General features: G+C 60.0%; 17 protein-coding genes and 3 pseudogenes. 6 read left to right on the top strand and 14 right to left on the bottom strand.

The annotated features are described in order from the left end of the window. Window positions 1–85 precede the first annotated feature (85 nt). Window positions 86–343: a cupin domain-containing protein gene (locus AWB77_RS22760; RefSeq protein WP_244158623.1), complete on the top strand. Its 258-nt coding sequence runs from the start codon at window positions 86–88 to the stop codon at window positions 341–343. A gap of 816 nt (window positions 344–1,159) precedes the next feature. Here AWB77_RS22760 and AWB77_RS36005 read toward each other — a convergent pair. Beyond that, window positions 1,160–1,369 carry a hypothetical protein gene (locus tag AWB77_RS36005; RefSeq protein WP_157694886.1) on the bottom strand — a complete coding sequence of 70 codons (210 nt, stop codon included), beginning with the start codon at window positions 1,367–1,369 and terminating at the stop codon, window positions 1,160–1,162. 1,554 nt (window positions 1,370–2,923) lie between these two features. Between AWB77_RS36005 and AWB77_RS22755 the strand changes: the two genes are divergently transcribed. The 4 genes and pseudogenes from AWB77_RS22755 to AWB77_RS22745 all read left to right on the top strand — a co-directional run bounded on the left by AWB77_RS22755 (window position 2,924) and on the right by AWB77_RS22745 (window position 5,683). Beyond that, window positions 2,924–3,118 carry a hypothetical protein gene (locus AWB77_RS22755; RefSeq protein WP_157694885.1) on the top strand — a complete coding sequence of 65 codons (195 nt, stop codon included), beginning with the start codon at window positions 2,924–2,926 and terminating at the stop codon, window positions 3,116–3,118. A gap of 199 nt (window positions 3,119–3,317) precedes the next feature. Then, a protein-coding gene (locus AWB77_RS34675; protein ID WP_096031168.1) for an IS5 family transposase occupies window positions 3,318–4,135 on the top strand; the annotation gives its coding sequence in 2 pieces (ribosomal slippage) (window positions 3,318–3,666 and window positions 3,666–4,135; 819 coding nt in all). A gap of 11 nt (window positions 4,136–4,146) precedes the next feature. Further along, window positions 4,147–4,512, top strand: a pseudogene (locus AWB77_RS37040) (transposase); the annotation flags it as partial. A 196-nt stretch (window positions 4,513–4,708) separates the two neighbouring features. Beyond that, window positions 4,709–5,683 (top strand): NHL repeat-containing protein, encoded by a 975-nt coding sequence (locus AWB77_RS22745; RefSeq protein ID WP_061136700.1) that lies wholly within the window; start codon window positions 4,709–4,711, stop codon window positions 5,681–5,683. Between the two features lie 719 nt (window positions 5,684–6,402). Here AWB77_RS22745 and AWB77_RS36450 read toward each other — a convergent pair. Further along, on the bottom strand, window positions 6,403–6,579 hold the full coding sequence (locus AWB77_RS36450; RefSeq protein ID WP_167354168.1) for a hypothetical protein: 177 nt from the start codon (window positions 6,577–6,579) through the stop codon (window positions 6,403–6,405). A gap of 768 nt (window positions 6,580–7,347) precedes the next feature. After that, window positions 7,348–8,360, bottom strand: a pseudogene (locus tag AWB77_RS37565) (transposase). Window positions 8,361–9,506: 1,146 nt separating this feature from the next. Between AWB77_RS37565 and AWB77_RS22730 the strand changes: the two are divergent. Then, entirely contained in the window at window positions 9,507–9,905 is a 399-nt protein-coding gene (locus AWB77_RS22730) for a nuclear transport factor 2 family protein (protein WP_061136698.1), read from the top strand. A 432-nt stretch (window positions 9,906–10,337) separates the two neighbouring features. Here the strand turns inward: AWB77_RS22730 and AWB77_RS37025 are convergent. The 11 genes and pseudogenes from AWB77_RS37025 to AWB77_RS22680 form a co-directional block, all read right to left on the bottom strand. Then, window positions 10,338–10,641, bottom strand: a pseudogene (locus AWB77_RS37025) (IS30 family transposase); the annotation flags it as partial. A gap of 147 nt (window positions 10,642–10,788) precedes the next feature. Further along, on the bottom strand, window positions 10,789–11,472 hold the full coding sequence (locus AWB77_RS22725; RefSeq protein ID WP_061136697.1) for a response regulator transcription factor: 684 nt from the start codon (window positions 11,470–11,472) through the stop codon (window positions 10,789–10,791). A 137-nt stretch (window positions 11,473–11,609) separates the two neighbouring features. Further along, on the bottom strand, window positions 11,610–12,959 hold the full coding sequence (locus tag AWB77_RS22720) for a sensor histidine kinase (protein WP_061136696.1): 1,350 nt from the start codon (window positions 12,957–12,959) through the stop codon (window positions 11,610–11,612). 138 nt (window positions 12,960–13,097) lie between these two features. Then, window positions 13,098–13,547 (bottom strand): cupin domain-containing protein, encoded by a 450-nt coding sequence (locus tag AWB77_RS22715; protein WP_061136695.1) that lies wholly within the window; start codon window positions 13,545–13,547, stop codon window positions 13,098–13,100. Window positions 13,548–13,559: 12 nt separating this feature from the next. Continuing rightward, window positions 13,560–15,239 carry an acyl CoA:acetate/3-ketoacid CoA transferase gene (locus AWB77_RS22710; protein WP_082852737.1) on the bottom strand — a complete coding sequence of 560 codons (1,680 nt, stop codon included), beginning with the start codon at window positions 15,237–15,239 and terminating at the stop codon, window positions 13,560–13,562. Window positions 15,240–15,379: 140 nt separating this feature from the next. After that, a complete protein-coding gene (locus AWB77_RS22705; protein ID WP_061164373.1) occupies window positions 15,380–15,688 on the bottom strand; it encodes a hypothetical protein in 309 nt (102 codons plus the stop codon). A gap of 393 nt (window positions 15,689–16,081) precedes the next feature. Further along, window positions 16,082–16,825, bottom strand: a complete 744-nt coding sequence (locus AWB77_RS22700) for a response regulator transcription factor (RefSeq protein ID WP_082852731.1) — start codon at window positions 16,823–16,825, stop codon at window positions 16,082–16,084. A gap of 205 nt (window positions 16,826–17,030) precedes the next feature. Continuing rightward, on the bottom strand, window positions 17,031–17,834 hold the full coding sequence (locus AWB77_RS22695) for a response regulator transcription factor (protein ID WP_082852730.1): 804 nt from the start codon (window positions 17,832–17,834) through the stop codon (window positions 17,031–17,033). A 499-nt stretch (window positions 17,835–18,333) separates the two neighbouring features. Beyond that, window positions 18,334–20,040: a tannase/feruloyl esterase family alpha/beta hydrolase gene (locus AWB77_RS22690; protein WP_061136693.1), complete on the bottom strand. Its 1,707-nt coding sequence runs from the start codon at window positions 20,038–20,040 to the stop codon at window positions 18,334–18,336. Between the two features lie 56 nt (window positions 20,041–20,096). After that, complete coding sequence (locus AWB77_RS22685) at window positions 20,097–21,095, bottom strand: hypothetical protein (RefSeq protein WP_061136692.1); 999 nt, start codon at window positions 21,093–21,095, stop codon at window positions 20,097–20,099. Next, the gene (locus AWB77_RS22680) at window positions 21,092–22,447 is read right to left on the bottom strand and encodes an MFS transporter (protein ID WP_061136691.1); all 1,356 of its coding nucleotides are present in this window, start codon (window positions 22,445–22,447) and stop codon (window positions 21,092–21,094) included. The genes AWB77_RS22685 and AWB77_RS22680 overlap by 4 nt, the downstream gene beginning before the upstream one ends. Window positions 22,448–22,542: the final 95 nt, after the last annotated feature.

The raw sequence follows: 22,542 nt of genomic DNA, 5'->3' as shown, positions 1-22,542 counted from the left end.
ACAGCATGCGTGACACGCCAAGAGCGACCATTCATGGGATGGCACGCGCTATAAGAGTTATCCCGCCGGAGAGCCGCAATTGACCGTGCTGAAGATCGTGATTCCCGCGCACACGGCGCTGCCTTGGCACACGCATCCCATGCCGAACGCGGCCTACGTGATCTCGGGAACGCTGAAGGTCCAGAGCCGCGACGGACATCACGAGAAGACCCTGCATGCGGGCGATACGCTGCCGGAAATGGTGGGAATCGCGCATCGTGGCGTCACGGGCGATACGCCCGTTGAACTGATCGTGTTCTACGCGGGCGTCAAGAACATGTCGACGGCCGACAAGTCGCGGTGAACTGCAACAGCGTTTGTATGAAGCGCGCCGCGGCCGGACTGAGCGTGTCGGCGCGCGCGACGGAATACAAAGGCGTGACGTACACATTGCGCCGAATCGGCATTCCAACAGAGCATCCGCTGAACCGTGAGCGCTTTGCGGGCTCACTTGGCCTCCATACGGCCGACGATCCGGCAGGACCAGACGAATCCAATGACATCGCTTCGACGGCGACTCGCCGTTGCACCCGCTCATCCGTACGCAGCCGCACGCTGAATACAAAGTCAACAGCCCGGGACGAAGATCGCCCGCAACAGTGTATTGCGCAGTGCTACCTGCGGACGGGACACTACAGGCGCTCAGCACTCGCCTCGGACTCGCTCGAGCGATTCTCAGCAGGTGTTTCCGCAGCTCGCACGGGGCGAATAGGCATAGTTCTTATCGGTCTCCCCGAATTCGTACCGCTCGTTAAGCGAACGGTTCTCGCAGAGCGATTCACGGATGCTCCCCAGCCTTTGCGGAAACGGTGCCAGGGGACGGGTCCAAAGTCAAAACGTGGACGGCAGCGGCAGCATAAATGACAGACCCCGCCACAAAGCCTGCGCACAGCATTCCGAAAATCAATGCGACGGTAGTTATCGGCTCGAGGGAAGCATTCGACTCACGTCTAAGCCTCCGCATGAAACCTTTTTCTCCCACCTGACGTGCGGCTCATCATGTCCATCCCGCGATCCCGTCGGGGGGTAAAAAAGACCATCGGCCAGTGTCTCTTGGCCTTCACATGTCTTGACCAAGTTGACGTGTGACAGTCCAACGGGCAGTTTGGATCATTGAGGTTCAGTACCGTGCCCGCTGCTTACGAGACAGATGATATCCTGCAATCAGCCCGACGTCATACGCTGATTCCAAAGCACGGACGATATCGCTCACCCGAACCGAAAGGCGCGCTTCCGGTTCCGAGGCGTCCGACGACAACCCGTTCACATCGAAGCACTCTTCGGCGATTTCACTCAGGACATTCAGGCGTTCTTCATATGCTGTGTTCATGCTCTACTCCAGGTCAAAGACGAGCGACTGCCGCGTTTGCGAGCGATTCGATCCTCTCGCGTAACGTTACCGCGCTGTCCGAACCATGATAGTGGACGATGATTAGCGCTGAATGAGTTGCTTCCCCCGCCCGTTATCGGCCATTGAATGGCCACACAGTTCGTAACGGCTTACACAAATTTCCTTCAGACGGAACATCGCGAATCAACTCTACCTGTCGTATTGCTCGTTAGAGGTCAGCCGGGTCGGTACATTCAGTCCGACAACACCGTGACGTCGGCGCTTTCGCTCCCCGAGGTGCGGTAGCGCGAAAAAGCGCGCGACGAATTCCCGAGAGTTCCAACCTTCCGAATTGTTTGCGACTGCCGCTCGATACGGAGCCCGTCGTGCAGTTCAGTTCGACGAGCTCTCGCGCATGTCGCGGTCCGGCCTTAACGAGTCGGCTCATTGGCATGTCCTCACTGACATCGAATAAGCAGCAACCTTCGCGCGTTCGAATTAACCGCGAATGGCTCGCGGCTTACGGCAGCGTTAGCTATCGGAAACGCCAGTGAAGCGCCTCGGTACGTCGCATTCCCAATGCGGTGTCAAAAGATTTGCGGGTCGGCAATGCACCGCATTCGATTTCTGCGTCGGGGGCGTCTAGCGCGTAATGCTCCCGCAGAGTTTGGACGTCCTCACTCGCCGTAAGCTCGATCCAGCGCTTCGCGGCCACGTCGCTTGAGCGCACGGCAGTTTTATCGTGGCGGGGGCGCGTTCACGTCGACGGCCGTGCTTGTCGGCGTGGCATTCGCCGCCCAGTTCTGCCTCGTACCGGCGCCGCCATCGCATGTAGCCATGCGATGGCGAGATCTTGTGCGCCCGTTGCATCACCACGATGCCCGGATTGCACTCATCGTTGTCGGGCTTCCGTTTGGCGCCCACTTCTGCGCAAACACCTACGTCACGCCATTTTTCATTGAGCGTGCGAATCTCGCAATGTCGAGCATCACCTGGATCTACCGGGCTCCGGGACCGTTGGTTTGGTGTCAAATCTCGTGTATTCCCGCGCCGTCGAACGCAATTGAAGCGTTCAATCGCGGTCGTCGCCATGATGCTCCCACGGTCGAGGCTGCCTTGCCGTGACTCGCTCCTGTACAGAGCTGCTGTGGATGCAACGCGCAACTGCGGAAAATGCTCAAGCTGGCGCGGCTCTCCTTGTCTGCAATAGTGCAGGTTGCGTTTACGGCCGGCTCGTCGGTCGGCGAACTCGTTGTAGACCATCTCGGTTCCCGCAACCTTTCGCGTCGCGGCGCTATTGCGGGCGCTAGCTGCACTTTCGTGTTTTCGCAGGCAGGGGCGCTTCGAGCGACAGCTGCGCCTTTGGGCTTTAAGCATGATGCATGATGATGCTAGCAGTCGGGGCGATCATGCCGAGGCTTTGCTCCGTCACTTTCCTTTCCTGCCACGTTGCCCTGCGCCCGCTCACGTTCGCCTAATTCTCATTACTTAACATTCGTCTCCCTTGATAGACGTTCTATGCACGGTCAAGCCGTGCCTCTCCCGGAGGAGATCATGTTCAAGAAACTGATGGAAAAGCTCGTATCCCGATTGACTGCGGCGGAAGACATGCGACGCGATGCGTACCTTAGCTCGGCGACTGACTTGGCCGGTCTGGAGCGCCGCGACCGCTACTTTGAAGCAAGTCACTCACCGTATTCGATGTACTACGGCGATCGCAGGCGTGATTCGCGTGATCATCGATACTGATTGGCACTTCTTGTGACCCGATCACAGCCCGTCCGGTGAATGGATGAGTCACCGTGAAGCCAGATGAACAACCGCTTTCCGCGCCGAGGGCGATACTTACTCGACGAGCTCTTAAAGGCCAGTTCAAAAAGAGCCCAGGAGGGCTGTTTACTTTCCTTCGAAACGGTTAACCTTGGATGCCTGAACAACGGATCAAGGAATGCCGGCACTTATCATCGATGACGAACTGTGGGCACTAATCGAACCACTACTTCCACCGTCCAAACCGCGACGCAAGCGATACCCTGGGCGCCTACGAGTCTCGGACCGTGCGGCACTCAATGGCATCCTGCTTGTGCTAAAGACAGGTATGCGATGGAACCATCTGTCGACCCGGTTGGGCTTTGGCTCTGGCGCGACCTGCTGGCGTCGATTGCACGACTGGCAGCAGGCCGGGGTGTGGGACAGACTGCATGGGTTGCTGCTCGACAAGCTGCGCGAATCGGGGCAGCTCGACTTCTCATATGCGGCTGTCGATTCCTCGTCTGTACGAGCCGTTGGGGCGGGCCAAAAACTGGGCCAAGCCCCACCGATCGCGCACGACCAGGCTCCAAGCACCACGTCCTCGTAGACGCGAACGGCGTTCCAGTCAGCGTGATCCTCACCGGCGCAAACCGCAACGATGTCACGCAACTGCTGCCGCTGGTCGACGCTATCCCGTCAATTCGTGGAACGCGCGGCCGACCGCTTCGTAAGCCCAAGGTTATCTGCGCCGACCGTGGTTACGATTCCGAGGCCCATCGCCGCCGACTTCGCGAGCGCGGCATCCGACCGGTTATCGCTAGGCGTCGGACCGAACACGGCAGCGGTCTCGGGAAATTCCGTTGGGTCGTCGAGCGAACTCATTCGTGGCTCCATGGTTTCCGTCGCCTTCGTACTCGCTTCGAACGCCGCTCGGACATTCACGAGGCATTCTTAAAACTGGCCTGCGCGCTCGTCTGCTGGAATATCTTCAGCCGAACGGAGCGGTCTTTTTGAACTGGCCTTTTAAGGCGGCCTCGGCTGTCGACGCTACGTTGGTCGCAGCGCCGAGCTCGACCAATAACGGCTCGGGCACACGTGACCCCGAGATGCAGTCGACCCAGAAAGGCAGGAATTGGTACTTTGGCATGAACGCGCATATAGGCGTGGACGCGGATTCAGGCATCGTTCACACGGTCATCGGCACGGCGGCTAACGAGCACGACATCAATCCGGCCCTTGCGTTGTTGCACGGTGAAGAAACGGATGTTTATGCTGACGCCGGATACCAAGGCATCGAAAAGCGTAAGCACACGTGCTCAGCGCGATGGCATGTCGCGATGCGGTCCAGCAAGCGAAGGGCCGGTGTTTTGCAGAATTCCCTTAGCAGGGTTTTGCGGTGTTGCCTATTCATGCAGGTAAAGATACAAAATGAAGCAGCTCTATTCCATTCCGTGTTCTTCCGCCATAGCCCGCTTGGTTGTTGTCGGCACGCTGGCAGGTTTTCTGTGCGCCTGCGGCGGTGGCTCGCCTTCGTCAGCGAACAATTCGGCCCCTCCGCCGCCCGTTGTTCCGCAACCAGCCATCAACGTGTTTGCGGGCGTCGTGGATGCGACGGGCAATGTCGACGGCCCCGTGAGGGCTGCGCAGTTCAATTACGCGCAAGGTCTCGTGTCCGACAATGCAGGCGACATTTTTGTCGCGGACACCGACAACTACACGATCCGCAAGATCAGCAATGGCGTCGTCACCACGATCGCCGGCACGCCGGGTAAGGCCGGTTCCGCAGACGGCGTGGGTAATGGCGCATTGTTCGAAGGTCCCCAGCAGATTGCGACGGACCGCGCGGGCAATCTCTATGTCACGGATCAAGGCCCGACCGCGACGGTCGCCGTGATTCGCAAGATCACGCCCGCCGGACAGGTGACGACGCTAATCGACTCGGCCACGAACGTCGCCGTGCAGACGGACGGAAGCGACGCGATCGGCACCGACAGCAACGCCAACGTGTACTTCTTCATGTCCACGCCGACGCAACCCAGCGTGCTCGCGCAGATCACGCCGGGTGGTACGGTCAACGTGATTTCGCTGGAGGGCATCACGAACGGTGCGTCGCTCGCGCTCGTGAACCCGCAAGCCATCGCGATCGATCAGGCCAACAACCTCTACGTATCGGACGATGACCTGAACGCGGGCGCAGGCGTTCTCTACAAGATGCAGCTCAGCGGCACGCACGGTGTCGTCACGACGCTCGCCGGATCGACTGAAGTGCAGGGCGGGACGGACGGCCCGGGCACCGTCGCGACCTTCAACGGCCTCACGACGCTGGCGCTTGACCCTGCCGGCAACATCTACGCCAGCTACTTCTTCAATAAGACCATTCGCGAAATCTCGCCGGCCGGCGTCGTTAGCACGGTGGCAGGTGTTCCGGGCCAGACGAATCTCGTAACGGGACCGTTGCCCGCACCGTTGCCTGATCTCGGCGGGCTGCTTTTCATCGGACAGGCGCTGTACTCGACCGATGTCGACGACAACGTAATCCTGTCAATCGGCCCGCTTCAATGAGAGGCAACATGGCGATGGACAACGAGGGGAGTACTACTTGTCGACGACGATTTGAAGGCTGGCGGCAGCTTGGAACGCTCACTGAAAGACGCGGACTAACGTCAACCGGGTTTCTGACGGCCAGGCGCGCAGCGTAGTGATCGGCGCGGCGTACTATGCCGTCGCTCTGTTGGGGCTCGGTGTGCCGGGTATCGAGAGCATTGACGTGCTGAAGTCGGCGCGGGCCGCAGTCAGCGATGTGCCCGTGCTGCCCGCTGCGTGCAAGGCGCCCATCGGCAAGTGTGCGAGGGCCGTGATGCGGTTCAGCGTGCGCTAGTCCTGCGTTCATTCTTCGTACGCGTATGTGCACATCACACGTTACGACTCAAGCAGCTAAGGTTATGCTACGGCGTTTGAGTCACCGTTCCGAATCACCGTGACGTGTAAGCCGTCGATTCGCTCGTAAGGACTGGGCAGCACCGTCTGTCCTTCCAGTCCCTTCGCCAGACCTCGCCCTGAACGCCGCGTCCCGGCGCCAACCATTAATTCGGGCAGCCGACGGGCCACGCGCGGGTGAGCGATGTGGGCATATAGTTCCGCACGTGCAAGAGCGACGCCGACTGTATGCTCATGCTGGCTTTCAAGAAGCGGTGATTGCGCACGGCGTGCGTCGAAATGCCAATGTGATGAAACCTGTAGGCGACGCCGTCTCGGGAACATCGGCTGATCGGTGTCATGATTCAGTACGAGCCGGCCATCGGCAGAAGCAGGTAGGGCAGAAGGTCTTCGTAGGACATCGACGCGGCACGCGACGATGCGTCGAACGCGCTTTCCCCGTACGATGCATCGCGCTGCACGTCCTGCACATCCTGCGCGACGGGCGATGCCGCGGCGATTGGCGTCGGTTCGGTCTTCATCTTTCCCTCCTGTCTTGCAGCGTGTGAGGGAAGTGTGATCGGGGAGAATTAGCAGAGCGTGAGGGCCCGCGGTTCTCGCAGGCTTTGACGTCGCTTCCCGATTCGATGCATCTGCCCCAAACTGCCCTCCATCGAACAGGTGGCCGTCTGTAGATCTTTCGATCCCGTTCGACGCCCCCGGCCATTGTCGTTGGCGCGCTCCGCCGTCACAGTTTGTGCGACATGCCGTTGCTGCATATCCTCGCGCCCACGCTCGCCGGAGCAATCACCGGATGTTGAGCCCATTTTCTCCGGATTCGTGAAGCGCGCCTTGGGGTGGTCTTGATTCCCGTACATCTTCCGGGTTAGGGCGCCCTAGTTCCGAAAAGGACTTGCCTTCTGGCGCCGAATTAATATTTCCGTGAATCAAGCAATCCCTTCTACCCTGCAACGGATCGTCGGCGCGAGAGGCAGTCCCCGGAGGGTGCCCGTTTTTTCACTTGGAGGCTGCGACGAATCACGCCAGACACCCAGCGGGATCAAGCGAGCGGCGACAAGCAGCCGGTCGCCCTGGTGGCTTGGCCACGCCATAAGAGCTCTGGTACCGCAAATGCGCCCAAAGGTTTACACATATCGGGGCTGCCGGTCAACCGGCGCCGATCTGTGGGTGGTCCGCATTGCAGACGGTCCGTTTTGACTACACTACGGGCGACGGCGAATCGGTGTCCCATTCAAACCAGTGCTGTGGCTCCATCGGTGGAACCGGGCTTGTCGGTCGCCGTGGTAGCGCTATACGAAGCAGCGGGTCATATCAAACGACTTGCGCTTCTTCAGCATATGGGAACACGGGCGCCAGCTTGGGGGCCGAGGCCTTGCGGGCGACGACCGGACTGATTTTGGCGTTCTTGCGCTAATAGAAGTGTCGGCTCCGATCGCAAAAGCGCAGCGCGAGTTAGCTGCCTCGACGAATACGCAGGCGAGATACTTGTTGCCGTTCCTAGCGTTACCTTCGCCTTTCTTCTTGCCGTTGATCAAATACTGACGTTCGACACAGCGCGCGTAGGAAGCGAAGTTGGCAGCGCTGGCGAAACGCTCGGTCGAGCCGATTTGCAGCCGGATAACGGTCGCAAGGGTGAGGCCAGTCCCAGGCACGGTCATTAGCAATGCAGACTCGGGTCGAAGTAGAACTTTTTCTCGAGACGCTTTTTCGAGAATCACGATCTGGGCAAAGAGCGTCGTGATGACCGCGACGTTGGCCCGAAGGGCGAGTGATACGTCGTCTGGCAGACGCCACTGCTCGATGGTTTTCCCTGTCCAGCCGCTTGACTTGGTTGCTGGTAATTCTGTTTCCGTGATAGCAGGCGGTAATGTTCTCGACGCGAGAATGTGCTAGCTATGCGAACGCACGAGTTATTGCCGCTTGCGTGCGAGATCGCGCACCATGCGTATCTCGGGTGGCAAGATGGTTCCTTCGGGCAGGATGCCGAGCCTCAACAGGTCGGCGAGATAGCGTGCATCCGTCTCGTCGTCGCTGTATTTGAGTCCGTCATACTTCCTGATCGGGGTAGCGTTGGCCACGTGCACGGTGAAGCCGGTCGGGGTAGTGTTGGCCACGTGCACGGTGAAGCCGGTTGCCTGCAGACCATCGGCAAGCCAGTACCGGTTATAGGTCGATTCGATGATGACGCCGGCAACTTCGTCCGGCAGGGCGAAAGAAACGCCAGGATCCTCGCGAGATCGTTCGGCAGGCGCTTCTCTGCGACAATGCGATCGGTCTCATCGATCACAAACCGAGCGGGAATCCGACCGCCGCCCGAGCGCGAATACGCGTAACCGAGCAGTAAGGTGGAGGCGATGGCGACGCGGATAACCATGGCATTCTCGACGATTTTGTCGAGCGGCCGAATGTCGAAAGAATATTATCCATGCGTCATATCAGCGAAGTGCTGCGCCTGCTTTTCGTATGCAACGTAGGCAGCGCGAGGTCGCGACGACGGTTGGCGCTTCGAGCGCGACGGTCTGGGACTCCCTAGACCGTGCCCCGTCGCACACGACTGCGATGCTTCTCCTGGAGCGCTCTGAAGAGTCGCAACTGGCTTTCCCTCAAGCGGCAGCGTAGGGAGCATCATTGTCGCGGGCCTTAAAAACGATGTGTACATCGTATGAGCAGATGCGCTGAAAAAAGTCAAGCGTGAAGCGTTGCTGAACGCGTCAATTGATAGCCGGCTATTAGGCCCATGTCGTAAGCGCTCTCGAGAGCGCGAACGATGTCGACCGGTCTCACCGACACACGGCACTCGGGTGCATCGGCGTTCAGGACATCGACGTTAAAGCATTCGGCGGCAATCTCGCTCAATGTGCAAAGGCGTTCGTCGGGTCGCGCGCTCATAGTTCGTTCCTGGTCTGTCTATTCTTCCGGGTAGAGTAGGGCGCGAAACTTAGCTTAAGATGAGTCAACGAACCTGGCAAATCGATTTCAGAAGTGGCCGCGCGGATCGGACAGCCGGATAAATGAAGCGGCCGGGGCGTGCGCCGGCGATGATGCAGGCAAAGGGAAAGACTAAAAGGCGGCGAATCGGCGCGACGGATACGCACCCCGGCGCAACGGCGTTCAGCGCGTGCCCCGGTTCACTGAGGTTTCCTCGCTTTCGAAGGCAAAGCTACCCCGCGCGCTCATTCTAGGCTAACTCTGCGCCGCTACGATCGGGACTCGGCCGAACCGTGCGCTCTTCGAGCACGCGTCCGGCGTCCGCGCGGCTGAGCCCCCTTATCCGTTTCGTTTATTTGATTGCGGTCACCTGTTGTATGAATGTCAAACTTTATGCGAGGAGCCGCACTTGAAAGGCTCGATGATAGAAGCCTACGCACCGAGACGGTCGTTACAATGTGTTATGGCCGATAGGTGGCGGCGCGATTGAATCCAAACAATATTGTCAAAGGAAACGGACATGAATTCGCCTGCTGAGCTCCTGCGCGAAATGTTTGAGGAGATGGTGCTCAAGAAGGACTTGTCCCGGATCGCCCATTATTACAGCCGCGATTTTATACTCGAGACCAATGGCAATATTCAAGATTACGCAGCATTTGAATCGGGCCATGCGAAGGTGTATCCGACCTCGATCCGCTACGACGTCCGTTATGACGAAGCCACCTGGGTTGAATCGGAAGATCGTGTCGCCGTAAGGCTCTGGATCAAGACCCAGCGGCCCGACGAGGCGCCCGTCGAATTCGAAATCCTATTGATTGCGTCCTTTGTCGACGGCAAGATCCATCGTGTTTGGGAAACCACCTATCCGGATTGGCGACAGGTGAAGGCGTTCGATAGCTATTCGTCTCAACGAGAATGAGCCGCCAACAGGCGCACGTTTCCCGGGGCCGCCTCAACTCTCAAGTGCAACACCTGTTTGTCGCGGTCCCGCCCGACAGGATTCAAGAGTCCAGTTCCGACGGATTGAGCGAGACGGCAGACGCACTTGACTGCCTAATGCGACGCCGTACATTCTGTCCCGCGGTCGCGTAGATCTCTAACACCAGCTGATGCATGGACCGGCCACTCGGGGCGCTTCAGAATAAAAAGCATAAAGCACGTTAGCGACAGGCGGCCGCTCCATTTGACATCTCCGACTTCCCATGAAACAAAGGGGACGCCCGTGGCGGGTACGGCGCCCGCGAATGCCGAGCTTCCGATTGCTCGCGGTTAATCGAAGGTGATATGAAAGGACCGGCGCGCGGCCTATAGCGATAACGTCGGGCGGTTTCAAACCGAAGTGCAACGTGGGCTAAGGTTTAGGTCGTTGAGGTCGGCTCGCTGAGGCAAGTGTTGCAGCGAAGACTTCGAATGGCGAATGGAAAGCGTGGGTTGCGCGCGGCCGACTGTTCAGGCTGTCGGCGATGGCATTGAGCTCGTCCTGGCTGTAGACCGAGGGGTCGATACCCTTGAGGGGGCAATCCGCTTGTGTGTTCGCAGGTCCCGCGCTGCCAGGGGCTATGTGGGTCGCAGAAGTACACGCGTACGCCAGTGGCTTCTGTGAGTTCTTGATGCCGCGACATTTCTTTTCGCTGGTCGGAGGTAAAAGTTTGTTGTTATCTCGGGTTGTCTAACAATCCCGCCGAAACCGAGCGGCGCATGTGTCAGATTGAAACGCAGGATCACAACTACGGCATGCATTTTTGCGGCGCGCTCGGCCGTCGATACGATGAGCAGTGAGCCGCCCGCCGATGCCAAGTGTCCTAACTCGTTTCCTGGCGGCCGGGCTGGCCGAGCATCACCGTCCAGCCGAGGCCGCGCACGTTGCGGATCACGCCCGCGCCGAATTTCTTGCGCACCGAATGGATCAGCACGTCGACCGCGTTGCTCTCCACTTCCTTGCCCCAGCCGTAGAGACGGTCTTCGAGTTGATCGCGCGAGAAGATCGTGCCGGGACGTTCGAGCAGCGCGTGCATCAGCGCGAATTCACGCGCGGACAGCACGCCCGACGTCTCTCCGCACGTAAGCGTACGCTGATCGAGATTGAGGCAGAGCGAATCGTCGCCGAGGCGCGAGACCGCGTAGCCCGCCTTGCGGCGCAGCACCGCGCGGATGCGCGCCAGCAGTTCGGGCATGTCGAAGGGCTTGAGCAGATAGTCGTCGGCGCCGAGATCGAGGCCCTGGACGCGTGTGTCGAGATCGTCGCGCGCGGTGAGAATCAGCACCGGCGTCGCGTTGCCGGCCGTGCGCGCCTGCCGCAAGAGTTCGATGCCCGTCATGCCCGGCAAGCCGAGATCGAGCAGCACGACGGTGTACTCGGCCGCGTTGATCGCCTCGCGGCCTGCGTTGCCGTCGCGGACCCAATCGACGGCGTAATCGGCGTCCTTGAGCGCACGCATCAGGCTCGTGCCGATCTGCAGGTCGTCTTCGATCAGAAGAATTCGCATGTCCTACTCCTAATCCCGCGAGAATGGTGCCACACGCGCCGGAGACTGTTTCATTCGCACGGGTGTCTTTTCGCTCGGACTGACCGGCGAAGGCGACTCCGTGACAGGCGACGATTGTATTTTATCGCTCGCAAATGCTAAAGAATCAACGTAGGCGATGGCACTCTTTCGCTCACTTCCTCGACCGGAAAACCGATCGAAGCGACGATGCCCGAGCGCCCGTCGCTGCGATTTTTGAGCGTCACGTCGCCGCCGTAACGCGCGGCAATCGCCTTCACGATCGACAGCCCCAGCCCGCTGCCCTCGATGTCCGGATTCGCGCGGAAAAAGCGGTCGAACACGCGCGGCAGCAACGCTTCGTCGATGCCCGGCCCCGTGTCGACGACATCGATCCAGACCATGTCGCCATCGCGCCGCGTGCGCAGGTCGATGGTGCCGCCATCGGGCGTATAGCGCACCGCGTTCGACACGAGATTCTTCACCGCCATGCCGATGTCGGTTTCCACCGCGCGCACGTGCGCGTTCACCATTTCCTCCGCGCCGATATCCATGCCGCGCGACAAGGCGATCGGCAGCACGTCGGCGACGGCGGCCGTGACCACGTCCGCGATGTTCACGCGCGCGAGCGGCGCGCCGTTCATCGGCGCATCGGCGCGCGCCATCCGCAAGAGTTGCGTAATCAGCTTGCCGCTGCGCGCGATGCCCTTGCGCAACTCCTGAAAGCGCTCCTGATTGCCGGGATAGATATGCGGCGCGAGATTGTCGGCCTGTAGCTGCAGCGCGGTGAGCGGCGTGCGCAATTCGTGCGCGGCATCGGCGATGAACTTGCGCTCCTTCTCGATCGATGTCGCGAGGCGCTCGATCATCGTGTTGATCGAATGGATGAAGGGCGCGATTTCCGTGGGCACGCCGACGGTCGGCAGCGGCTGCAGATGACCCATGTCGATGGCGCGGACTTCCTCGCCCAGCTCGTTCAACTGACGCAGCGAGCGCCGCACGACGAGCGCGACCGCGATCCACACGAGCGGCAAAAGCACCGCGATCGGCCAGAGCGTTTGCGTCGCGGCTTCCTGCGTGATTTCGCGCCGGATCGACGAGCGCTGCGCGACCTGGATCGTCATCGTCGGCTCCTGGCGCGTGAACATGCGCCAATGCTCGCCGTTGACGTCGACGCCGGAAAAACCCGGCTGCGCGTCGCGCGGAAAGTGCAGCGACGGGTCGGTCGTGCGGAAAGGCAGCGCCTCGCCCGGCTTCCATACCACGGCGACGACATCGCGCTCGTCCTGCGTGCCGCGTGCGGGATTTTTCGGCAGGCTTTCGGCCAAGCCGTCGCGCAGGCGCGCGGCTACCTGTTCGAGGCGCATGTCGAGCAGCGCGTTCATTCCGGTCTTGCTCAACTGATACGAACTCACGCCCTGCACGACGCCGATCCCGCTGACGAGCAGTCCGAGCGCGAGCACCAGCTGATTCTTCAATGATTTGATCATTCGAGTCCGCCGCCTTGGGATGAGACGGCGCGATGCTGCAGCCCGTTACAAGTTAGCGACTTCAAAAAACGTAAGCGAAGTGCGTCTCCATGTCCCAGTGCGCCGTTGCAAAGTATCGGAAGAGTCGCAGAACGCCGTTCAATGGACTGTTGTCGCAGTGGGTAAGCCTTTCCCTCCCGCATAAAATACGATCAGTTTGACTGGAGAGTTATCGGTGTATCCACGATGAGCGCTTCCCACCATTTCAGGAAGCACGTCGCCTGCGTGCAGGGTCGTCTGATGATGGCCGTCCCTGCTTTCCACATGCAGATTCCCGCTTAGTACGTATCCGACGTTCGGCATTGGGTGCATGTGCCACGGTAGCGTCGTGTGGGCGGGAATGACAATCTTGAGAACGGTGAGTTGCGGCCGCCCCGCAGGATACCTTTTATATAGTTTGCCATCCCATGAGCGCTCGGTCTTGAGGAGGACGGTCGACACCGGCTTCTCCGGATCACCAGCGGCCGCCGCCGCAGCGGGCGCTGCCAACGCCCGCGCGGTGATCAGGACCAGAGTTAGCGCGATTGCAGTTCTACGGACCAGTCGCATGGAACACACTCCTTACGAGTTAATTGGGGGGCGTGCGGAAGGACGCAAAACCTCGTGTGAGTTCGGCTTGGCTTCAAATTTGAGAACACTGGATTTTTCATCGTTGGCCTGAGCGCAATGATTCGATTGCGGCGGATCCTGTCGCATCGTGGCGAGACCCATGGGTTTTGATTGATAGATGCGTGGGTCCATCCGCACCACGTCACCGATAATCGGACGGAACGCCATATGGGCAAGCACGTCTCGTTCGATGTCGATTCCCGGCGCCACTTCAATCAGTTGCAGGCCCTCGGGCTGGAGCTTGAAAACGCATCGCTCTGTCACGTACAGCACAGACTGGCCTCTTGCCGCGGCAAGGGGTCCGTTAAACGTGATCTGCTCCACCGCTTTTACAAATTTGCTCGTTTGCCCTTCGGCTACGATTTGCAGTTCGCCACCTTCGACACAGCTGGCGCCTCCGTCTGCGGCAAACGTCCCGGCGAACACAAGCTGGCGCGTATTCTGGCTAATGTTGATAAACCCACCGGCGCCGGCAAGGTGAGAACCGAATCGGCTGACGTTGACGTTGCCCGCGCCGTCGACCTGAGCCATGCCAAGGCACGCGAGGTCCAGTCCACCGCCATCGTAGAAGTCAATTTGCTGATTTTGATGCAACAACGCCTGCGCATTGATGCCCGCGCCAAAATCGAGGCCGCCTTGGAGCAGGCCGCCGATCACACCGGATTCCGCCGTCAAGGTTAAGTCGTGGAGTATGTGTTCCTCCGCTGCGACTGCCGCCACTGACTCGGGCATGCCGATTCCGAGATTAATGACGCCGCCTCGGGGTAACTCGAAGGCGCAGCGCCGCGCGATGAGCTTTCGCTCATTGAGGGGAAGTGCCGGCATTGCGTCGATGGGGACGCGGATCTCGCCTGAGTACGCTGGGCTGTAATCGGTGGCATAGGTTTGCCAATGGGTCGCACCTGGCGCTACCACAACGTAATCGACCAGCATGCCCGGAACCACCACGGTCCTCGCATCGAGCGAGCCGCTCGATGCAATCCTTTCGACCTGGGCAATGACTAGCCCGTTGGAATTCCTCGCAGCCATGGCAGCAGCCTGAGCGTCCAACAGCAGCGCCTCTCGCTCCATTGTGATATTGCCTTCGGGATCGGCAGTAGTGCCGCGAATCAGGGCGACGTCGATCTTGAAGGCCTTGTAAAAGAGCCACTCGTCGCCCCCGATCTGCATTAAATATACGAGATCTTCTTTTGTTCGTGAGTTAATCTTCCCGCCGTCTTGGCGTGGATCGACGAAGGTACCGAGGCCTACTTTAGTGAGTGTGCCTGCTTTGTGAGCGGCCGAATCGCGATAGAGATGCGAGATCGTACCTAGCGGAAGGTTATAGGCCTCGATCTGGTTGTCCATCGCCAGCTTCGCGAGCTTGGGAACGAGCGACCAATGGCCTCCGATTGCTCGACGGATCAGTCCATTGCGGGCGATCCTGTTCAGTCCGCGCTCCTTGCCGTCGCCACACGCGGCGGCAAAGACGAGCGTCAGATCGCGCGGACCTTCCGTTGAGACGAAACGTCGCTCCAGCGCCGCGATCAATTCCTCCGGCGTGCCGGTTCCGACGAAACCTGAGCAACTCACCACGTCGCCGTTGCGAATCAATGCAACAGCTTCATCAGCAGTTTTGACTTTGTTTTCCATGGTGATGTTTCGTTCGCCTTTGGCGATCAATGCAGGTGATAAGTGTAAGCATGGCGAACCGCCTTAAATTGGAAAGATGGGTTGAAGATCTTCCGATCGATGGCGTTGGCACATGCTCGCCGATTGCAGTGATTGGATAGTCAACCAGGGCCCATGGTGGACAAGGAACTGTCGAAGCAAGCGTCGAACGTCGCGAAACCCTGCTTGACGCATCCGCGCATGAGTTCCTCGCGACTTGCTTCCATCCGTTTTTCCTGCCACTTGCCCCACGTCGAATTGATGAGCGCGGCCGCAAATCCCTCCTCTCGAGGCAGGGCGACCTGCATTGCGGCGAACGCCAGTACCAAAGCGCATGCTAAAAGCGCGATCCGGCGAGTGCGGCGCCCCATTAACTTCTCGTCCGGTCGCGATTGAGCGACTTTTTTAACTTCAACCTGCGGATGTTCCATTTTTCGAGACCTCGGTTGTCTTTGCGGCCGATTGTTGCATCTGACAATGAGTTGAGAATTAAGCCGATCGTTTGACAGGTGCCCCTATCGAAGCAGTTGACTCTCGCGTCGGTGCGCATATGCGGAACTCGGAGTCCGCGATATGCGGCACCCTAGATTTGAAAATCGACTGCGCGACGTTTGGCAGAACGCAGCTTTCACAATCGTTCGATTGACGAGCAGATGGCTGCCAGTTGGCGACTCGCGGACCACCGCGGGCGCGCTCGCGAGTCCGCGTTGCGTACGTCGTTGACTAAAGTCAGATGCCTGCACACCAGAGCGATCAGATCCTTGTGCGTCGAGCGCATTAGGTCAGACCTCGAACGGCGTTGGGTTGGCCCGTCTATGGTGTTGTTAATGAACCAGCCCCGCCTCGAGGGAAGAATAGCTGCGCATTTTTGATGGGATCGGAGCGCAGTGTGCCTGAGCCGAACCGCCCACGGCGCGCCTTGCGGTCCAACCGATCCCCCGCACGTTTTCGATCAAATTGCGACCGAACCGTTTGCGCATCGAATGGATCAATACGTCGAGCGCATTACTCTCGATCTCTCGCCCCCAACCGTAGATGCGCTCCTCGAGTTGAGCACGCGATAGGATCGCCTCCGGTCTTTCTAACAATGCGTGCATTAACGCAAACTCTCGTGCTGAGAGTGACGACGACACACCGTTGCATCGGAGCGTCCGGTGGTCTAGATCGAGGCCGACTTGCTCGCTGCCGATTCGTGAAGTGGCAGAGCCGGCTTGCCGACGCAGGACCGCACGAATGCGCGCTAGCACCTCGCGAACATCGAACGGTTTGGGCATGCAATCATCCGCACCAATATCGAGACTGTGAACACGTGCCTGCGGATCGCCGGAGGTAATGAAGGTCAGTACGGGCACCTTGTTGCCCGACTCCCGCGACCTTCGGAGAAGTTCCAGAGCGCCGCCACACATGAGACTCAAGTCAAGGAGGACAACAGCATAGTAGGCAGCGCCAATGGCGAGACTTCCAGCGCGCGCATCGCGCACCCAATCAACGTTGTAGCCCGCGTTTCTGAGCTCGCGGAACAAGTGTTGACCGCACTGCAAATCGTCTTTTACAAGAAGTACGCGCATGATGTCTCAACCGTGTTGCGGCCCTCTTTGGGCCTGAGGGACAAAAGAGTTCGCCCGGCTTTTCGATTCGGTATCCGAAGTGAAATGTAAGGCGTTTGAGGAACTGCTCGGTGATCTTTCTCTGCAGGGATCACCGAGCAGAAGTATCTTAAATTGATCAATTGTGCACGTCTGTCCTACTGAACTAGGACAGGGATGTCGCGGGTCAACTCATCAACGCCGTCAGTGCAACAAGTTCGCGCTGTGTCGCGATGCCCAGCTTTGCGAATGCACGCTGCTTGTAGGTAACAACGCTGGTCGGGGATAGCGAGAGCATCGCGCCTGCTGTCTTTGCCGTTTCACCGCGGCCGAGCAATCTGGCAACGGACCGTTCTCGTTCAGATAGCATCGTGTGCCACTTGAACGAGACCTCGCGGGAGACCCGAGGCGTTGTTAGCAGTCTGGTGTGGATGGATGCGAGCGCGGCCAGTAGGTCGGCAAATTCGAAAAAGTGAACTTTGTCCCTGTTGCTGAAACGGCCCATCTCCACCGAGCGATAAAAGCTCAGGAAGACTGTGTTGTTCGAATCGGGCACGATGAGTGAGAACTTGTCTACGAGCCCCGGTTCAACGAAGAAGCGCTCGTAGTAGGCTTCGTTGAATCGGCATTCCGGCATGAGCGATCGCAGGACCGGCTTATCCAACTCAGCGACTCTGGAGGTCACAAACTCCTGCACGAGTGGATCTTCGCGATAGCGCCCACCAATATACGCTTCGGTCAGGTGTTCGCCTGCACCGTTGCGCCGGTTTGCAAACGCCGACAGTTCTGCGTGACGCGGCCAGACATTAACCAGGACACAATGGTCGACCTCAACGAGGCCTTCAATTGCTTTGAGCAGGCCGAAGCCGAATTCACTCGTGCCAGCGGCACGAACGCAGTTGGAAAATGGCAGAATTCCTGCGAAGTCTCGCGAGTTCATATTGGGCTCAGCCGTTGACACGGTTCCATGCGGATCGCGCTCGGAGAGCATCACTCGATTGCCGGCTGAGCGCCGGGCGGCAATCGGGGGAGCGGGCGACCGAAGTCAGAAACGGATAGCGCGCTCGGCTGTGAACTACGGCGTCTTCGCCGCAGGTCCACTTAGATACCACTTAATCAGTCGACGCAATACTAAAGACGTCACAGAGGAGGTGTCTTGTCACTTTGGCACCCGTGGCGTGACGATTTCAGCATAGTGCCGAGATGCGTCTCAATGTTTTGGACATAGATTGGTACTACACTCAAAAACTAGTCCGAACGTTCGGTTCTGTCGGCCGCTTTGCGTAAAACTCGCGTCGGTTCTGCGCTGGCGTGTCAGTTAAAGGTGCTGCATCTCTGTCGCGTGAGCCGGACGACATTGCAGCTTAAAACGACGTAAGCCGCGGATCGAACCAACCACAGTGAGTCTTCGGGCGGCACGGGCTTACGGCGCTTATCGTGGATGCGCTTTTTTGCCAGTTGCCGCGCCGTAGGCACTTTACGATTATGTTTTATCGGTATACACACGCAAAACTCGTCGCGTCGTTCACGTCGCCGCCGACAAACCGCGGCCACGCCGGATAACGGCAGAGCGGCCGTGTGCGGCCGAGCGTCGCCGTGTTGAGGTCGCTCATCTGCAAAGTCTCGGGCGCGGTGCCTGATTCGACCCAGCGATCGAGCGCGGACAGCGAATCGATTGCCGGATGAAACGGCCCCGTCCCATGTCCAACGCCGGGCATCAGATAGAAGCGCACGAAGTCGTCGACCTTGCCGCGCCCGTAGCGCTCGAGCAGTCCGTTGTAGTAATCCGTGCTGGAATCCGTGCTGACAATCTCGTCAGCGAGGCCATGCGTCATGATGATCTTGCCGCCCTTGGCTGCGAACGCGCCGACGTCCGTGTTTGTGGCATCGCTCAGCGCCGAAACGGTCTGCACGCGCGAGCGGTAGGTGGCTGGATCGTATGGATCGAAGGTCAGCGAATCGAATGTCGGCACGCGGGTGACAAAGAACTTGACCCATTGATCGCCCGTCACCCACTGATTCGCGTCGTGCTTGCTCGCGGGATTCGACGGCGTTTTCGATTCGCCGAGATCGCGCGTCGTGAACGGTCCGGCGAACACGGAGCCGGCGAGAATGTTGTAGCCCGCATAGCGATGCACGCCGTTGGCGAGTGGATAAGGCAGCAGCAGGGGAGAAGCGATCGTGACGACGGTCGCAAGTTGCGGATCGGAGAGACAGCTATCGCCCGCATCCTTGCCGCCCGGACAACGCACCGACGCGAGCACCTTAAGCGCGTGCAGCTTGCAGGCATCGACGTTCGAGATGATTCCGTCGGCCACGCCGTCGAGCGTATCGCATTCCTTCATCACGGCGTTCTGCAGCAGTCCGGTCTTGGCGACATCGAGCCAGCCCGCGCCGTTGCGCAAATAAAGCGCGCGTCCCAACACGACGTTCGACAGACGCAAGCCAGTGTAATTGAGTGCGGGCCGGTTCACGACAATGCCGTCGTAATCGCCGGGCCAGCGTTGGATTTCCGTGAGGCCATCGCGGCCGCCCGTCGAGCTGCCGAAAAAGTAACTCTTCGCCGGCATCTGCGCGTAGCGCTTCTTGATGAGGAGCATTGCAACGTCGTGCGTCTTCTTCAGGCTAAGGCCGCCATAGTTGGCGAGCGCTTCGTCGTTGGCCGCGAAGGAGCCATTCGTGATGCTCGAACTCTGATGTCCCGAATCGTCGCCGAACGTGGCGTAGCCGGAAGCGAGCGGCGTCGGCGCGCCGGTGGGCGCCATGTCCAGCGCGGCGACGCCGGTGATGAGCGTGCCATCGAAACCGCCGCCGCCGTAATGCAGCGACTTGTGGTTCCAGTTGGTCGGCAGGTTCACCTGGAAGTTGATGGCGGGCGCTGCCGGATCGACGGGCGCGATGGCCCCGTTCACCTGGCAATACTCGCCGCTCGTTTGGACGAGCGTCGCGGTCGCGATCTTCGCACCGCTCGTCGGCGCGCCGATGGATGACGCCGGAATCGCCATGGCGGCGAGCGCGGCGCATTGTTGCGATGCCGTCTGAGTCTGAGTCTGAGTTTGCGTTTGCGCTTGCGTTTGCACGTTCCCGACGGCTGCGGGCGAGCCGCCACTATCGCCGCCGCATCCGGCAATCGTCATCGAAAGCGCTGCGCATAGCGCACCGAGGGCGAGCGTGCGCCCCGACGTTCTGCTGATCATGGTCGTCTCCTGTATCGGCACGGATCGAACGCCCGGGCCGGTTGAAAGTGCTTCTCTTATTCGCTTGCGCCGCCCACGTCGCCGGCGACGGATCGCACGAGCCGCGCATCATCGCCGAAGAGGGCGCGTATGCCCGCATCCGATCCGAACATCGCCTCGCCGCTATGACCCGCTTCCGGCACTTCGTGATAGCGATGCATCAACCCGTGATGCCGCGCCAGCAGATACGCGTAATACGCTCGGCCCCGGGCCAGCCGATGCGGACCCTGCGCATTCGCCGCGCACGTGCGATCGAGCGCGGGATGCAGCGGATCGCAATCGCGTTCGCCCAGCAGATAGGTCACGTCGCTGCGCGCGTAATGCGCTTCGAGATCGCGCGTGTGCGCGTTCTCGCTTGCGTAGCGCGGCAAGCGGGCGAGGCCGTATTTCCAGTCGTTCACGTCATCGCATGGAAGACTCGCCGGATAGGGCCGCGATGCATCGAAATACACATACGACGAGGGATTCGCGATCACATGACGCAGCCTCGCCGCGCCGCTCGATGCGCGTCCGACGATCGCATAGCGATGCGTCACCTGCGCGCCGCCCGAATGTCCCGCGATCACGATGTCGCGTATCGCCGGATAGCGCGCGCAATGCGCGTAATGCGCGATCAACGCGTCGAGCACATCGAACGAACTCAGCGCGTTCGGACCGCGCGCATCGAGGCCGCCCATCCATGCGGTCCACTCCCAATGCAGCGTGCCGGCATCGAGCGCGTGATGCTCTACATCGGCGGTCGCGAGAAATTGCGGCGCAACGAGTAGCGTCGTTTCGCGTGCCACGGACGATGCATACAGCGCGCGTTCGACTGTGCGCAGATAAGCATCGGCATCGCGCAGGCGACCGTGCAGCATGATGACGACGCGCTCGATCGACGCCCTATCCGATGCGCCGCCGAAGAACACCGGCACGCAGCCGGCGCCTCGCGGCGTCGAGATGCGAAAGCGCGCAGCGCCGACCACGCGCACCGGCGCTTCGTTGCGCGGACGCGCTCCGTTCTCGGGCATTGTCATGAATGCGCGCCGTCCTTCAGCCACAGATTCGGCTCGCGGCACAGCCGCCGTCCCGATGCACTCAGTCCCACGAGCAGCAGCGACACGATGCCCGCGAACATCAGATACCACGCAGGCACCATGCGCGACCCGGACACGCCGATCAACGTCGATACCGTCAGCGGCGCGAGCCCGCCGAACAACGTCACGGCGATGTTGTACGAAAGCGCGACGCCCATCGAACGCGTCGCGGTCGGGAACAGTTGCGTCAACATGCCGGGATGCGCGCCCGACATCAAACTCAATACGACGGTGGCGATCATCTGCGCGGCGAATACGCGCTCGGGCGTGGGCGCGGCGAGCACCCAGGAGAACAACGGCCACGCCGCGCAGATCCACAGAATCGTGATCGGAAAGAACAGCCGATATGCGCCGAAGCGATCCGCGAGCCTGCCCGCCAGCGGATAGCCAACGATGCCGATCAAACCTGAAATGGCCGTGCCGAGCAGTGCGTTCTCCAGCGGCAGATGCAACTGCCGTTCGACATACAGCGGCATATACGAATGCCACAGATAGTTGGTTGCCGTGCCGACGATGATGACGCCCATTGCACACAGCGCCGCATCGCCGCGTTCACGAAAGAACGCGCGCAACGACTGACGCGGCGCGTGGCCGAGTTGCTGTCGCAACTGCACGAATTCCGGCGATTCGGAGACCCTGTGGCGAATATAGAACCCGATCGGGCCGACGAGCGCGCCGAGCAGAAACGGCACGCGCCAGCCCCACGAAGTGAGCGCGTCGCTGGAGAGATGCGTCGTCAGCAGATAGCCGCATGACGACGACAGCAGCAGCGCGACCGCTTGCGATGTCATCTGAAAACTGCCGAAGAACATCTTGCGGCCAGGCGGCGCATATTCGGTGAGCATCGCGGCGGCGGTCGCGAATTCACCGCCGACCGACAAGCCTTGCAGCACGCGCGCGAAGAGCACCAGCAAGGGCGCAGCAATGCCGATGCTCGCGTAACCCGGCGTGAGACCCATCAGCAATGTACTGGCGGCCATCAACAGAATCAGCATCGAAAGCGTCTTCCGCCGTCCGTGACGATCGGCCCACGCGCCGATCGCGATGCCGCCCAGCGGCCGCACGATGAAGCCGATCGCGAACGTCGCGAGCGTCAGCGTGATCGAGAGAAAGCTGTTACCGACCGGAAAGAACACATGCGCGACGGTCTTGGCGAAATAGCCGTAGATGAGAAAGTCGAACCATTCGAGCCCGTTGCCGATGACCGACGCCAGCACGGCGCTGCGCACTTGCGAGTTCGACATCGGCGGCGCGGCGGCGAGCGGCGCGCCCGTGTTCAACACGGTGTGCATTTTTGTCTCCCCTACCTTTTCGAGTGATGCAAGCATAAGAAGCGCGCCGGCAAATGTAAAATACATATCGGATAGGGTGACCATATCCAATGGAT

It is taken from the genome of Caballeronia fortuita (assembly GCF_001544835.2).
In the GTDB taxonomy this organism is placed as follows: Bacteria; Pseudomonadota; Gammaproteobacteria; order Burkholderiales; family Burkholderiaceae; genus Caballeronia; species Caballeronia fortuita.
Note: the sequence above shows the minus strand (reverse complement) of the source record. Positions and strands in the feature narration are given on the sequence as shown.

Excerpts from the sequence above, each read along its gene's own strand:
- AWB77_RS22755 (WP_157694885.1), top strand. The coding sequence starts at position 2,924 with ATGTTCAAGAAACTGATGGAAAAGCTCGTATCCCGATTGACTGCGGCG.
- AWB77_RS22705 (WP_061164373.1), bottom strand. The coding sequence starts at position 15,688 with ATGGAACATCCGCAGGTTGAAGTTAAAAAAGTCGCTCAATCGCGACCG.
- AWB77_RS22700 (WP_082852731.1), bottom strand. The coding sequence starts at position 16,825 with ATGCGCGTACTTCTTGTAAAAGACGATTTGCAGTGCGGTCAACACTTG.
- AWB77_RS22720 (WP_061136696.1), bottom strand. The coding sequence starts at position 12,959 with ATGATCAAATCATTGAAGAATCAGCTGGTGCTCGCGCTCGGACTGCTC.
- AWB77_RS22725 (WP_061136697.1), bottom strand. The coding sequence starts at position 11,472 with ATGCGAATTCTTCTGATCGAAGACGACCTGCAGATCGGCACGAGCCTG.
- AWB77_RS36450 (WP_167354168.1), bottom strand. The coding sequence starts at position 6,579 with ATGAAGACCGAACCGACGCCAATCGCCGCGGCATCGCCCGTCGCGCAG.
- AWB77_RS22715 (WP_061136695.1), bottom strand. The coding sequence starts at position 13,547 with ATGCGACTGGTCCGTAGAACTGCAATCGCGCTAACTCTGGTCCTGATC.
- AWB77_RS22680 (WP_061136691.1), bottom strand. The coding sequence starts at position 22,447 with ATGCACACCGTGTTGAACACGGGCGCGCCGCTCGCCGCCGCGCCGCCG.
- AWB77_RS36005 (WP_157694886.1), bottom strand. The coding sequence starts at position 1,369 with ATGAACACAGCATATGAAGAACGCCTGAATGTCCTGAGTGAAATCGCC.
- AWB77_RS22730 (WP_061136698.1), top strand. The coding sequence starts at position 9,507 with ATGAATTCGCCTGCTGAGCTCCTGCGCGAAATGTTTGAGGAGATGGTG.
- AWB77_RS22685 (WP_061136692.1), bottom strand. The coding sequence starts at position 21,095 with ATGACAATGCCCGAGAACGGAGCGCGTCCGCGCAACGAAGCGCCGGTG.
- AWB77_RS22690 (WP_061136693.1), bottom strand. The coding sequence starts at position 20,040 with ATGATCAGCAGAACGTCGGGGCGCACGCTCGCCCTCGGTGCGCTATGC.
- AWB77_RS22710 (WP_082852737.1), bottom strand. The coding sequence starts at position 15,239 with ATGGAAAACAAAGTCAAAACTGCTGATGAAGCTGTTGCATTGATTCGC.
- AWB77_RS22695 (WP_082852730.1), bottom strand. The coding sequence starts at position 17,834 with ATGCTCTCCGAGCGCGATCCGCATGGAACCGTGTCAACGGCTGAGCCC.